This window comes from Candidatus Desulfosporosinus nitrosoreducens (assembly GCF_030954495.1).
In the GTDB taxonomy this organism is placed as follows: domain Bacteria; phylum Bacillota; class Desulfitobacteriia; order Desulfitobacteriales; family Desulfitobacteriaceae; genus Desulfosporosinus; species Desulfosporosinus nitrosoreducens.
Window position 1 is genome coordinate 55655 of the sequence record NZ_JAVHUW010000073.1, and the last position, 14581, is coordinate 70235.

The window sequence follows — 14581 nt, forward strand, 5'->3', positions numbered from 1 at the left end:
CCCTTCTCTTTTATCTATCGCTGTGTAGAAGCGAAGAAACTTGTAAATAGCTTGGAAAATTGGTGCAACGCTGTATTGGATTCGGCCTCGGCTGTTTGCGTGGGAGCTTGGGGCGGCAGAGTTCCCGTTTGATTTTTTACCGCAGACTCCGTTTGATTCTTGGCCGCAGGAATTGTACCTGCCATGTAAACTGTTCCCGTAGGCTTTTCCATCCCCATAGACAGAGCAACACTCTCGATCCGACCCACCGCACGCAGTTTATCGGCCTCTAATTGAAGAAGATCTTTCTGTTCTTTAAGTGTAGAAATTTCTTTCTCCAGAGCCCGAACCTGCGCGCCCTTAACGACAGTAAGCTGGATCGCTTCCACTCCGATGGTGCCGGTCAATCCAACAATGAACGCTAAGAGCACGATACTCTTCCCATAAGAATGTCGTTTCCGCTTTACTACGCTTCGTTGGTTTCTCTCGTCAGACCTAAGGTCAGTTGGCTCCTGATATATCATTTTTTCCTGCGCCACTACCAAGGGTATTCCTCCTCCTTTTGCTTTAGACCGTTATATTTTCTCAGCAATCCGCAATTTTGCACTTCGAGCACGCGGATTTTGTTCTACTTCTTCTTCAGTAGGCAGAATAGGTTTTCGGGTTAACAATTTAGCGACTGCTTTGGCATTGCACCGGCAGATTGGCAGTTCCGGGGGACATGTACAGCGTCCCAGCCAGGATTTCATTCTTTCTTTAACAATCCGGTCTTCCAGGGAATGAAAGGTAATGACAGCAATTCGGCCCCCTCCGTCAAGGCAGCGCAGGGCCTGATCCAGGACGCGGTCCAAAACTCCCAGCTCATCATTAACGGCTATCCGCAAAGCCTGAAAGGTTCGTTTGGCAGGATGAGGCCCATCGCGGCGGGCTGCCGCAGGGACGGCCGCCTTAATTGCCTCCACTAAATCCCCCGTTGTTTCCAGCGGCCGCTCTTGCCGTTTCCGAACAATAAACTGTGCAATTCGTTTCGCCCATTTTTCTTCCCCATAGTTCCGGATAACCTCGGCCAATTCTTCTTCCCGCCAGGTGTTGACAAGGTCTCGGGCAGTCCTGGGATTTCCTGAATCCATCCGCATATCGAGAGGTGCATCCTGCATGTAACTGAAACCTCTTTCAGCTTCGTCCAGCTGCGGCGAGGAAACTCCCAAATCGAACAATATCCCTTTAACCGGCAGAAGATTCTTTTCCGCAAGGGTCCTTTCCAGGCTTTCAAAATTTCTCTGAACTAATATAACACGTTCGTCTTCACCAAATATTTCCCGGGCATGACGAATCGCGTGCTCATCTTGATCGAAACAAATCAGTTTTCCCTTTGAGTCAAGTTTTCCTAAAACCCTCCGACTATGCCCGGCCCCACCTAAGGTGCAATCCACATAAGTACCGGAAGGATCGGTGACCACCCCGTCAACCGTCTCTTTCAGCAAAACCGTAACATGATGAAAATCCAAAATTACCCGTTCCTTTCTATATACCTAGCTGTACTAGGGATTCGGCAGCACTGGCATAAGCGTTTTCCGCTTGCCGGCTGTAGTCTGCCCAAAGTGCCTGACTCCAAATCTCCACTCTGCTTGACACCCCTACCAGAACTAAATCCTTTTCCAATTGCGCATAGTCCCGCAAATTTGCCGGCAATAGAATTCTACCCTGCTTGTCCAATTCACATTCCGTTGCTCCTGAAAAAAAGAAACGTACAAAAGCGCGAACATCAGGTTGCGTGAATGGTAAAGCGCGAAGTTTTTGCTCCAAGATATTCCACTCGGTAATGGGATAGACAAACAAACAATGATCTAAACCTTTGGTCACTATAAACTGTTCCCCTAAGGCATCGCGGAACTTTACCGGAATGATTAACCGGCCTTTTCCATCAATTGTATGGATGTACTCCCCCATAAACATCTTGTTCGCCCCACTTTACCCCACTTCATCCCACTATTCTCCATTCAAAAAGATTTTCCTGCAACTCAACACAAGATTTCTAAAAAAACTCAAAAAAAGGAAAAGAGTCCTAGCAAGCAGGGACCAAACAAAGGGACGATTCTCTTATTTATCGAGAACCGTCCCTTTACATACCAAGCAATTTATTTCTTTATACAGTCAGAAAGCATAACTCCGTTAATACTTTCCTTCTGCATAAGGGCAACTGGGCAGCCGCCTGCGCCGGAGACTGCAAGAGGGTTGATTCATGCGAAGACAGTGTCTTCGGGCGCCGGCCAAAGATCTTAGACCGTGTGAAGCGGTTTTCCGTCTATGCCATGAGCAGCTTCCATAATAGTCTCCGGGAGCGTTGGGTGGGCATGTACTGTCCGTGCCAAATCCTCTGCCCGAAGCCCTTTTTCGACAGCCACGGTCAGCTCCGCAATCAGAGTGCTGGCCTGAGGTCCCATAATGCTCGCCCCAACAACAATCCCTTGCTCATCCGCTAAAATTTTAACCATTCCGACGCTTTCGCCTAGGGCTAAAGCCTTGCCATTGGCGGAAAAGGGAAATTTACTGACGCGATAGACTGCACCGGAAGCCTTAAGTTCCTGCTCCGAATATCCGACCGCAGCAATTTCCGGGTGGGTGAAAATAGCGCTGGGAATAGCTTTGTAGCTCATAGCGACAGAGTGCCCCGCAATATGTTCCACTGCTGTAATTCCTTCCGCGGAAGCTACGTGCGCCAACATGATTCCTCCGACAACATCTCCTATGGCATAAACATGAGGAAGATTCGTTTGCATTTGCGCATTAACCTTTAGAGCGCCTCTTTCTAATTCTAAACCAAGCTTCGCGGCGTCAATCCCTTTTAAATTTGGTTTGCGCCCTGTTGATAGGAGAACACGGTCGGCGGGAATCTCTTTGATCCCCTTTGCATCCTCAACCAAAACAACGAGGTTTCCGCCCTCTTCCCGTATTTCTTTAACTGCCGTTTTCGTTAAAATGTCCATGCCGCTGCGCTTGAGCAAAGGACTTAAGCGTTTAGGAATTTCCTCGTCAACCGTCGGTAAGAGAGTCGGAAGCATCTCCACAACCGTAACTTTAACTCCGAAGGATTGGAAAACAGAAGCAAATTCCAAACCTATTACTCCTCCGCCGATGACGACAAGACGATTGGGCAATTTCTCTTCTTGCAGCAATTCATCACTTGTGCAAACACCCGGCAGGCCGGCTCCGGAAATAGGAATGCGTATCGGCACCGATCCTGTAGCTATGACAATATTATCAACTTCAACCGTTTCAATCCCGGAATCTGTTGTAACTTCAATTTTTCCCGGTTCCTTAAATTCACCCCAGCCCTTAAGTACACGAATATTGGCAGCCTTCATCAACTTTTCTACTCCACCGACGAGGGTATTAACTACTTGATTCTTACGGGCCAAGACAGCAGTATAATCCAGGCGCTTTTCACCTACAAACAGGCCAAACTCTTGGGCGTTCTCTATTTCACGCCAGAGGTCCGCACTTTTCACGAGAGCTTTTGTGGGAATACACCCCTGGTTTAAACAAGTACCCCCTAAACGTTCTCCCTCAATCAGAACAACAGATAACCCTAATTGGGCGGCTCTTAAAGCACTGACATATCCACCCGGCCCGCCGCCAAGAATACCAACTTGATAAGACACTAGATTACGCTCCTTCCACACTCTTTTTTTATTCTTTCGACTCTTAATTACATTTTCCTGCTTTTTAGGTAAGAAGACCTGCTCTTGACAAGCCGCCCCCCTAAGATTGCTCACTATACTGTTCGCCGAATCTCTGATATGTATACCCCAAACCCTTGGTTCCATGGGTTTGGGGTATACGGGATAATTGAGTTTTTAGATAAAAAGGTTATTTGAGCTTAATAAGAGGATGCTCCCGGGATGAATAAAATTTGTCCGGGATAAATCAGATCCGGATTGCGCAAGTCGTTACCAAGAATGATGGCTTGCATCGTGGTCCCAAAGCGTTTGGCGATCTTATAAACCGTATCTCCTTTTTTAACTACATAAACTTCATGTGTTGGAGTCGGTTCTGGCGTCGGACTGCACTGTTGCATTGCTTCATAAGGCTGCGGACAAGGCATTGGTTGCGGGCAAGGCATTGGGGCGCAGGGGTCCGGCATATTGCACATTCCTGAAAGCATTCCTTCCGATTCGGACATTCCCATCATTCCAGGCATCGCCTGCATACCTTGCATGCCCTGCATGCCCTGCATGCCCTGCATACCTTGCATACCCTGCATACCCTGCATACCCTGCATGCCTTGCATGCCACCTTGCATACCTTGAGCATCGGTCATCATCCCAGGCATCGCCTGCATGCCACTCATACCAGGTCCGAAAGTTGGATTATAAGCAACGGAACGTAATTCCATATTAGTCTCCTCCTTTTAACGAATCAAATCATCACAGGGTTTTTAATAATATTGTCTTTGATTAATAACAATATATGGATGTTGAGGTATATTGTGTATGTACCAAAACTTTTATGATGATTTTTTATAAAAGGATTCCTCCAAATACTCAAAAATGCAATTTAACTAAGAGTTTGTACCACAATTTTAAACATCTCAGAAAAAAAGGGACAATAATTCAAAAAGGACCCTTCCCCAGCATCAATAATCACTAGTAAAACCACTAGGAAGGGCCCAATATAACGAAGAGAAAGAACTCACCAAACCACATAGCGCTTCAATTGCCATGCTTATTCAGATTCTTTAAGGAAGCTTACATACTCCTCTTTTGAGAAGAGATTTTCCAATTCGCTTAAGTCAGCCGGTTTAATTACAAGCATCCAACCTTCTTGATAGGGGTCCTTATTCACTGTATCCGGAGCATCCGTCAGATTCTCATTAACAGCCGTGACCTCACCACTAACCGGCATATAAAGCGCGGAGAGTGATTTCAGAGATTCAGCTTGTCCAAAGACATCCCCTTTTTTAAAAGTCTCACCGACACTCGGCAGTTCAATAAAAACAACCTCTCCCAATTGATCCTGGGCAAAGTCGCTGATCCCTATAATTGCTTCTTCTCCCTTGACGCGAACCCAGATATGCTCCTGATCATAGCTGATTTCCTCAAGTAAAGTAAGCTCTTCCAATCCCATCTTGTCAGTCATATACTTTTTTCTTCCTTTCTGCCCTGACCGTACAAATAAAACTTAATCCCCTGATTAGCGAATTATAACTTTTCAAGCTCGGTATAAACCTGATAATCTCTTGCTTTGGAGCGATAACTCAAGAGCTGGTTTGAGGGAAGCGGCTCGATTCCCTGCCTGGCCAAAACTTTGCTTTCCTGGGACACAGGCTTAAGCATATAATTGCATTTATTGCTTCCTGTTCCATCTTGCATAAGCTTTGCTGTCGCGGCCACTTCACTCGGAGTCAGATAGGATAAGCTTCCATCCTCACGTTTAAGCGGTCGGATAGTTGTTTGGAATTTAGCAGCCGGGAACTGGCCGAGCAAACTTAAACTGTTAAGAATGTCCTTACCGTCCACGGCGTCTCCCAATATTTGAGGGTATAATTCAAGCGGCGCGAGAACATTCATAAGCAAAACGTCAGCGAGGCCCTCCTCAATAACTTGTTGCAGAAGGCCACTGTTGCGGCCATCCGTGTCAATTTGCAGTTTCATGGCATTACTCTTAATATATCGCAATACTTGGATAAACTCATCCTTATAAGCCATATTCCCTTCGGACAAATGAATCCCGTCCACCCACTCTTTATGCAAGGTACCCACACTAAAGAATCCATCCAGCTTTTCTCCCGCGTGCAGATAAGCTATGGCCGCGCCAATGGTTTGACGAATAATGTCGCCGTCAACAATAATCGGGAATTCAATACCGTCTGGCCCTCGGAAAATTGCATTGCGCTTTGCTTTATAAAACGCTTGAAACTCGTCTTTGCCTTCAGCTTTTACATCCTTTTCCACATACTCGATCTGATGTTCATCCATATAACGCTCAACAATTTTGCAGCGCGTGCAACCCGTAACTTTATAGATTATTACACTCAATGTTATCCCTCCGTAAATTCTTTGACTTTTTGCCAGTTTCCTCATATTTATTAATTTAAATTTAGTGCAACTATAATTTTACCTGATTTATCCGGCTGAGTTTGTAACCATATTTACATTACAAAAAAAAATTAGTTATTCAGCTACTCTGTAATCTCCCCTATCTTGAGGCTAAAAGAATCACAAGAGCCTGTTAAACTAATTCCCACCAAAATTCACACAGCAAAAGCCAATGCTTTAAGTTTCTCTTCGTCTAAGATGACTATTTTCTCATATTTATAGTTTATAATTTTTAAATGCTTTAATTGATTCAGGGTCTTGGTTACGGTGACTCGGTGAGCGCCGAGAAAATTTGCTAACTCCTCATGGGTTATGGTAATCGTATTTTTTTCTTTTAGTTTTCCCTGTCTCTGCTCATAACAATAGATACTATATAAAATTCTGGCTAAACTTTGCTGAATATGGCAGATCGTATCTTGAATCTGGGTAGCTAAGATTCTGTACATAATTGCCAGATTCTTCGCTATGCATAAGGAAACTTCAAAATCTTCCTTCATTAGCTGCAAAACAATTTCTTTGGCGAAGAAATAGAGTTCACAATCCTCCATGGTTATGCATTCGACAATTCCCGGCTGTTGGTGAAAAGAGAATTGAGAAAGGGCAATGGTTTTTTCAGTATTAATGCTTATTGTCTTTATCGTCCCATCTTTGCTGATGATACTGGTCTTAAGTTTACCTTTATCAATAAAATATAAACCGTGTAAGGTTTCTCCTGAGCGAAGAAGGTATTCCCCCTTTTTCCTAAAGACACGTTTCCCTAACGTCAGATAGTTTTCCCAAATATCGGACGGGATTCCCACACTGCGAAAAGTTTCTACTCCAATTACTATAGATTGGGTAATATATTCTACCAACTCATCTCGCCTATTTTCCAAATTCTCACCCCATCACAGAAAAGTAAAAAGGATTTCATTGTCAATACTATAAGCATGAAATCCACTGAACATCAATTGAATCAAAGGGAAGAGGAACATTTAAAATGCCCCTTTATCAATCTCCAGAAATCTTCCTTAATATTCAATTTTTACATAGCAAATTGAATTAAAGACTTGGTATTAAAGGGAAGTTTCATAATCGTTCCTCCGACATCTTGATTAGCCATACAACCATCGTTTAGGCAAGGTATATTTTCTTGCTTGGCAGCAGCATCGACAAAACACCGCTGAACACACATTGGAGGTATTTTCGGTATTGTGTGATGAGGTTAACGAACTGGATTGGGCAGTTTCCCTGCAAAAGCTATCAGATATTCTTTCGGCTACTCTTCAATGAAGTTTCAGAATTCCAGCAAAATTCATTGGGCTGCTGACTTGGCGAGAAAGCATCTTTACGTGCATATTCCTTTAAGGTATCATCCGGATTTTTACACTCTTGTTCTTGTCTTTCTTTTCACAGAGAAGGATATAATTCACCCACTTTTTTCTTAACTCTGATAATCCAGGGAGGCAAGCAATTCCACTCAGAAGCTATACACTTGACAAACCTTCGCCAATGCCTGAAGCATAGTCGATTTTTTATAATTACGATTATGATCTTTAATAATTTGACTATACCTTAATATTGTTCAGGTAATTTGTAGTATTAACTACATTTTAAAAACTTCTGTTGACAAATCATTGCCTCCTAGAATGTCTTTAGCGCATTCCGCAATTAGAGGAGAGCGCAACTTATTTGAGATTATAAGTCCGAGTATTTATGGCCGGTCATATTAACGTCTAACCTTAAAATTAGAGCAGACGAATTTCTCACACTAAATGCCAATACCGCCCACCAAGCAGTTTGACCCGGCCTCAAAACAACAAGAACAATCACAATAGCAGCTAATATATTAGAGAAGAAGCCCGAATGCACAATTGATGCTAATGGTTAGGATTGAAAAATCTTTACAAAAATTGAGATTCCGACCAATAAAAATATGCCGAAAAGCCACCATCTAAGCACTTTATCCCGGAACTTGTGAATTAATAGAGTTGCCAGCTTAGCACCTACAACTACACCGCTGCAAGTATACAATGCCAATCCCAGTACGGGCTGACCCTTAAGAACATAGACGCTGGTGGCGGTTATTACAGTAACGACCATGACAAACACAGACGTGGGTATTGCCACTTTGGGAGTAAATCCGGTGTTGACTAATTGGGGTGTGTTGATTTCTCCGCTTCCGAGGGCTAAAGTCCCCACACCTAACCCGGCTAAAAAGCTTAACAAAACCATCCTCACTTTTTTTCCGGTGGACAATTTCCCCAAAACTAATCCGGCAGTTTGTTCCTGGATGGAGCCTTGGTTCTCTTCGCTGCTCTTTCGCAATATTATGGCGAAGGCAAGTATAGTGATAACCGCACCAAATAACAGTTTTATAACCAGCGCATCAATTAAATGCAAATTGATAAGTATTGCTCCAATCAAAGCGCCAGGCACCGACCCCAGTATCAGCAAACCTCCGACTTTAAAATTGATTAGCCGCATGCGGTAATAATTGATAAAAGCCGTTCCCATGCCGAATACTTCGGTAAGAAGCGACGTACCCATTGATTGCTCGGGAGTAAGGTGCAATACGAACATAAAGAAAGGCGCAAAGAGTAATCCTCCCCCGATACCACTGGACATAGCCAGAGTGGCAGTAACAACGGCCACTGGAAACGCATACCAATATTGCAACCAATACATATTTATTTACCTCCAAATTTTATTATTTAGCAAAGCAGGGAATATAATCAGTTAAGCCAATCATTTTCCGGTATTAAGCTTGTTTGGATGTCCATTCCAATCTCAAAAATTTGGATTTAGAAGGGAGGGATAAGCCTCCCCTTAGTGAAACTCGCCAATACTATTTACATTAAAGGCGGACTATGCCAACATATCCGTCATCGTCGTCATCTTTTTCCGCCGGGGCCTCTCCTTCAGCCGCAACGCAGAAGCCGCCGCCCTCGCTATAGCCCAAAGTTCCTGCCACTTCGACCACATCGTCACAGCCCATTGCCGCTGCCCCGGGCATTCTGAATTGGGTATTATCGACCCCTTCAATCGCAACCTCTTGCGGTTTCTCCAGTTGCGGCACCCAGTCATAGGGCAGACGATAGGCGCGATAAACCATGTTCAGCGTGTGTTTCTTGTCCCAATAGGGGGAGATATATTCCCAGACCAACTCGTGCTCTTGGGTTACCTCAAAGATTCTTCCTCCGGACCCTTCCGTAATCACGGTGTTCCCGTTCGGCATTCTTTGAGCACTGCTGATGAAAGGGCTGTAGAAATAATGAGAATGGAAGGGTTGTAAATGACCGGCTTCGCTCGGGGTATATTGCCAGACGATTTTTAAGGTAACCGGATCGATTTCCAAGACCCGCGAATGATCCCGGCGATAGGCTTTAACCCCATAAGGGCTGGTCATGCCGGGCAGTCCGTAACCGGCCCAACCGCCATTGTCAAAGATAAGAATATTCCCTTCCCCGGGAAGGCCTTGCGGGATCATGTGAACGTGATGCTGTCCGATAATAATCCCCAGACGTTTTAATTGCTTGCTGGAGGTATAATCCGGACCAAGCTTCCAGACAATTTTGCCCGTTTCTTTGCTGATGATGGCCATTATATTGGTTTCGCGGGCACTCCAGATAATGTTGTCCGGATGGAAACGCTCATCCCCTTGGTCGTACCATTTATTAGGCCCTAAGGCGGACATGGCGTTAAGATGCATCCAGTCTCCTATGCTTTCACCACCGGTCTCGTGGGTATTCGGGTCTCGGAAGAGAACATTTTTCTCAGCTTCCGAAAAGCCTAATTCATTAAAATGCTCGCTTAAGATCCATTCCCAGACGATATTTCCTTCCCAGTCCACTTCAATAATGGCATCATCAAGCAAATTTTTATCCGAGATCTTGTGGTTGACGAGATTCTTATGACACAGCATCAAAGTATTTCCGCTATCCACTTTAGGAGTCATGCCCGGTACATAATATCCCACCGGGTTCCCTTCCCTCTGATAGTCGTGGTGCGTCCTGGCCATCCATTGCGGTTTATTGCCCGGATCTTCTATATACTCATATTTATTGAATTCCCAAACTACATTGCCGTTCCAGTCCACCTGGACCAGGTCAACATAATCCTGATATCCAAACTTGCTATCCCGGGTTCCGCGATGTCCAAGGACATAACCGCCCGGAAGCATTTTGTTCGGGAAGCCGTGCAGCCCTTTCCAGAGCTTAACTTCTCTACCATTCATGTCAATCAGCAGAGCACCCTGTTGATGCGCCTGGAGAATCGTGTAACCATTGCTGGCCTTTTCCGGGTTATAAATTGTAGTACCTGTTGGATGTACGGTTGGCAATCCCATTGTAAAATCCTCCTTATATTTATTAGCACTCAAACCTTGTTCTTGTTCCTCTTTTCACAGGGTGGGGCATCGCCTCCTCTACTTTTTTATTAACCCCTGGTAAGCCGGGACGGCTATCTATTCCGCCCTGCAGCGACACTGTACAAAGTTTTCGCAAACGTATAAGTACAGCCAAGTTTTTTATGATCGTATTAAGATCTTTAATGACTTGACTATACCGTATATCCCCTCAGATAATTTGTAGTATTTGTTACATTTCAAAACTCCTTCGACAAATCACACCTCCTCAAACGTTGCTTTCATCATTTTTCGAGCATTCTAGCCAAACCGCGGCAAGAAAAAAATCAAGGGTAAGAGAGAACGGAATTTTTCCGTCCTCTCTTACCCTTGATTGAACATAAACTTCTGGCCGTAGACAAAAGGAGCTCTACGCCAAACGTAAAGCTCTTTTTATCTTCAGAATGAACTGTAAATCAAAGGGAGCCGCCCCTTTCTTCCTCTGCTATGCTTTAACCGCAATCGCTTGGTTAAGTTGAGCGACTAAATCGTCAACATTCCGTCCATGAGTTAAGGCGGCACCTTCTATGCTTTCAGTCATGGACGAGGGGCAGCCCAAACAGTGCATACCTAACTCCAAAAATACCTGAATCGTTTGAGGATATGATCTTAGCACCTGACCGACTGTCATCTCTTTGGTCAACATTCTGTCTACCTCCTTTAGAAAATCTTTCTAACAAACTGTAGCCGCTTAAAGCAGTAATTTAAGCTGAATAACTGCTGCCGATTGACTTAAGCTTTATAAGCAGAGCCCAGCTCTGACAGTAATTTATAAATATGTTCCGCCAATTCTTTACTTAAGGCTCCAGTTCCACAACTGGCCGTAATCATGCTTTGCCGGCGTAGTTGAGACTCATTGATCCCCCGCTTAACAAATTCTGAGATGTTTTCCTCCAAACGGTGCCTGAGACTTTCGGCATTTTCCTCCCAGGCTTTATTGCTGGTGGGAACAATTCCCCAAGAGAGAACCCCGCCCCGGTCAAGAAACTCACCGACCTGCTTGGCCAAGACCGTCATGCTCGGCATATACTCATAAGCGTCAAAATTAACAACTTGAATTTTAGAATCGAAAAGCAAGGTCCAATCCATCCCTGCACAAACATGAACTCCGGGAATTCCCTGTCGGCGAAGAATCCCCTCGGCAATAGAATTCAGCTCATTAATGAGTTGAGTTCTGTCTAACGTTACATGAGTCGAAGCTCCACAAGCGTAAAGACCGGGATCGTCAATGGTCATCAAGACGGGCAGCCCGAAAGATTTCAGGCGTTTGGTCTGCCATTCGGCATGCAGGGCTAAATTTTTAACGAGCATATCCCTTAAGGTTTCGTCATAATAACTGGATTTTCTGTTTTTATCCGTTATTTGCATCCCTAAAGTCAGTGGACCGCTGAGCTGGCCTTTTAAAAGCAGAGCACTGCGCAAGCCATTTTTCTCCAGATCCTGGCAAAACAATTCAAATCCTTCTCCGCCTTCCGGGCTAAAACCAAATTTATCGAGAGCCTGGCTTTCATCTTCCAGAGCATCTAAATACAAGGCATAGAAGGCTGTCATCCGCTCCATCCAGTCATCCGCTTCAATTTGAAACTTTGGTGTTTTTACATCTTCAATAACTCCCGTAGCAAATAAAGCGTTGAGATATTGAGCTACAAAGGAACTTTCGGCCCCGCGGCCGGGCAGCTGAGGCCAATGGGGTGCCTGAGGAGCACACGCCCAGATTAAATCCAGAGCCTCAGCCCCCTTAGTATGTGGCACACTGCCAACTCCCGTAGCCAAGAAATTCGGTTTAAAATCAATGTTAAGCATTCCCCAACCTCTTTCCAGTTTAGTAACAGTCCCAACTAATAGTATATAATAGCAAAAATCAAGCCAAAGGCAATTTCTCCCCCAATTGCCTAAGGTCTCAAGATATGCCATAAATAGATGCCGTCAGCCCAGTGAAACGCTCCCCAAATCAGAAAAATACCCACAATAATTCCAGGTACCCATAGGAACGGCAGGTAACTTCCGCCGATCCGGTGAATATCGTGAATTCGAATCGGAAACAGCAGGCAGCTCAGTAAGAGATAGGCGAGAAGCGGTATATAGATTGGTATCCCCCAAGGTAAGGCGGCCCAGCTAAGAGCGACCAACAGTGAAAAGTAGTAGCGCCGTTCCAGCCAATACATAACTCCCATAACATGAGGAGCATCAGGCAAATGAGGAGCGGCTACCCCAATCTGCAGCAACCGCAGCAGTATCCCTAACATACTTAAGGTTCCCCAAATCAGCCAGGGCGACTGGGCCTGCAGCAACTCGATCCCGGGGCATAAATGTATGAACCAGGGACTAAAATCTACAGGAATACGATACAAAGCTGAAGTTATCAACCCGCCGATTAAACCTTGCCGGGCTAAAACAAGCAATCCATTCCACAGCCAGGCTTTGCGCAAGCGCCGCTTTGGTTTGGAAACCCCTATCTCTTTATAACGCCAGGTAACGGAGCGAATATTCATCCAAGTCAGAAAAAGCATGAGTATGGCCCATAAACCCGAAACCAGAGGTTCCCTTGGCCAAGAGGCCGGTGAAGCCGGCGATACTGCCACCTGCACTTGCCCCCAAGATCCCTGGATCTTGTTCTCTTGAATCATCAAGGACTGTTCTTCCGGCAGCCCCGTAATAGAAACCGGCTTAGTTTTAAAAGCAAAGGCCAGATCAGGCTGAACCTCTGTTGCCGCCCGGCGGAAATAGACTTGAGCCGCAGAGTCTGAGTCTAAGCCTTTTCCCACCGTCCAGGCCCAAAGTGACGGATGAATCAGCTTTGCCGAGGAAATTTTTTGCATGGCCCCTGCTTGAGGAAGCCGACTAGAAGGAACAGCTTCCACCGGCAACTCCGCCCAGACTCCTATACCTACCCGGTCTGCCGTTTGCAGCCATAAATCATCGGGGATCTGGCCTATAAAATATATAAGATTTATCCCCTTGCTCCGTTCACCGTTAAGCCAGGATTCCAACTGACCCGCGTGCCGGACTTTATATTCTTCCTCAGGAGTTAAGGCCTCTCCTTTGATAGAAAGGACCTGACCATTCAAAACCCACTTTCCGGAAGAAAAAGCCATTGTCTGTAAACCAAGTGGAAAGGCTAAATCATCAATATCACCGTTGCTGTTTGTCACAGTGATATGAATCTGGTACAGGAAGGGGTCCTGCAAAGTCCAGCGCCGGGCGTCAGGTATGCTAAAGGTTAAGCTGACCGGTTGATGATCGACATTCTCCTGAGGCTGCACCACAACCGTCTGTTCGGCGACACCTGCCGACCCGTCCGAGAGCACTCCATAAACAGTCCAGGGACCTCCTTCCGGCGTAAAGCCATGATGCCACAGGCTCGTCTTAACAACAACTTGGGCAGTTGCGGCATTCCAGGAGACACTCGACTGCGGTGCGGTCAGTGTCGTCTCAACGACGGCCTCCAGACTGATTTCTCCTGTAATTCGCCCCAGTTCCGGCCAATCCGAACCTAAAACCATTGTCCGCTGCTCTTGACTCGAAGAAAGTCCGACAATTAAAATGTTATCTTCCCCGTAACGAAAGGCTTTAGCGGGAATTTCAATAGTATCCGCCCCGCCGCTGCCTTCAAATTCGCCGATTTTCGCAGGACTTGCCGTCCCATTTAAGTAGACAACCACGTGCCCCTGAACACCGTTAAATGTCAGCAACATCGTCCTGGAACTCCATTCTCCGGGGACTCGAAAACGTTTTGCCCCTACGGAAAATGCTTCACTGGAAGGTATTGTTAAAGGCTGTCCCCCCGTCAATATAAATTGACTGGTTTTCCCCTGCGCGTGTTCGGACTCTGTAGTCCAGGCCTGGCGCAAGGTTGAAAATCGATCCCAATTTCCACTTAAAGTTTGCGTATAGCGGCTGGAACTAAGTTCAGCCCGCCCCGCTTGCAGAGAAACACCGGCCGGATTATTCCAATACCACCATACTCCGCTGATTAATAAGACAAATAACCCTAAAAATAGTATGATACGACGATTAAACATAGCCTTTCCTGTCCTCGCAGTTTATTCGATTAGTAATTCGTGCAAAACTTTAAAAACCCTTGCCCTTTAAAAAATAAAACCCCTGGGGCAAGCGCTAA

13 protein-coding genes are annotated in these 14581 nt (G+C 45.4%); all 13 read right to left on the bottom strand.

Annotated elements, in window-relative coordinates; translation table 11 throughout:
* Positions 1–14: 14 nt before the first annotated feature.
* The 13 genes from REC12_RS21195 to REC12_RS21255 all read right to left on the bottom strand — a co-directional run bounded on the left by REC12_RS21195 (position 15) and on the right by REC12_RS21255 (position 14483).
* Entirely contained in the window at positions 15–524 is a 510-nt protein-coding gene (locus REC12_RS21195) for a septum formation initiator (RefSeq protein ID WP_308897793.1), read from the bottom strand.
* Between the two features lie 30 nt (positions 525–554).
* Entirely contained in the window at positions 555–1487 is a 933-nt protein-coding gene (gene rsmH / locus REC12_RS21200; protein ID WP_308897794.1) for a 16S rRNA (cytosine(1402)-N(4))-methyltransferase RsmH, read from the bottom strand.
* Between the two features lie 16 nt (positions 1488–1503).
* Positions 1504–1935, bottom strand: a complete 432-nt coding sequence (mraZ, locus tag REC12_RS21205) for a division/cell wall cluster transcriptional repressor MraZ (RefSeq protein WP_308897796.1) — start codon at positions 1933–1935, stop codon at positions 1504–1506.
* Between the two features lie 323 nt (positions 1936–2258).
* Positions 2259–3641, bottom strand: a complete 1383-nt coding sequence (gene lpdA, locus REC12_RS21210; RefSeq protein ID WP_308897797.1) for a dihydrolipoyl dehydrogenase — start codon at positions 3639–3641, stop codon at positions 2259–2261.
* 218 nt (positions 3642–3859) lie between these two features.
* On the bottom strand, positions 3860–4375 hold the full coding sequence (locus REC12_RS21215) for a LysM peptidoglycan-binding domain-containing protein (RefSeq protein ID WP_308897798.1): 516 nt from the start codon (positions 4373–4375) through the stop codon (positions 3860–3862).
* A 329-nt stretch (positions 4376–4704) separates the two neighbouring features.
* Positions 4705–5118: a glycine cleavage system protein GcvH gene (gene gcvH, locus REC12_RS21220; protein WP_308897799.1), complete on the bottom strand. Its 414-nt coding sequence runs from the start codon at positions 5116–5118 to the stop codon at positions 4705–4707.
* Between the two features lie 62 nt (positions 5119–5180).
* Complete coding sequence (locus REC12_RS21225; RefSeq protein WP_308897800.1) at positions 5181–6017, bottom strand: thioredoxin domain-containing protein; 837 nt, start codon at positions 6015–6017, stop codon at positions 5181–5183.
* A 215-nt stretch (positions 6018–6232) separates the two neighbouring features.
* Entirely contained in the window at positions 6233–6952 is a 720-nt protein-coding gene (locus REC12_RS21230; RefSeq protein WP_308897801.1) for a Crp/Fnr family transcriptional regulator, read from the bottom strand.
* 991 nt (positions 6953–7943) lie between these two features.
* Complete coding sequence (locus REC12_RS21235; RefSeq protein ID WP_308897803.1) at positions 7944–8744, bottom strand: sulfite exporter TauE/SafE family protein; 801 nt, start codon at positions 8742–8744, stop codon at positions 7944–7946.
* 169 nt (positions 8745–8913) lie between these two features.
* Entirely contained in the window at positions 8914–10404 is a 1491-nt protein-coding gene (locus tag REC12_RS21240; RefSeq protein WP_308897804.1) for an aryl-sulfate sulfotransferase, read from the bottom strand.
* A gap of 502 nt (positions 10405–10906) precedes the next feature.
* Positions 10907–11107 carry a DUF1858 domain-containing protein gene (locus REC12_RS21245; protein ID WP_308897805.1) on the bottom strand — a complete coding sequence of 67 codons (201 nt, stop codon included), beginning with the start codon at positions 11105–11107 and terminating at the stop codon, positions 10907–10909.
* Between the two features lie 86 nt (positions 11108–11193).
* Positions 11194–12264: a methionine synthase gene (locus REC12_RS21250; RefSeq protein ID WP_308897806.1), complete on the bottom strand. Its 1071-nt coding sequence runs from the start codon at positions 12262–12264 to the stop codon at positions 11194–11196.
* An 89-nt stretch (positions 12265–12353) separates the two neighbouring features.
* Complete coding sequence (locus REC12_RS21255; protein ID WP_308897807.1) at positions 12354–14483, bottom strand: glycoside hydrolase family 2 protein; 2130 nt, start codon at positions 14481–14483, stop codon at positions 12354–12356.
* Positions 14484–14581: the final 98 nt, after the last annotated feature.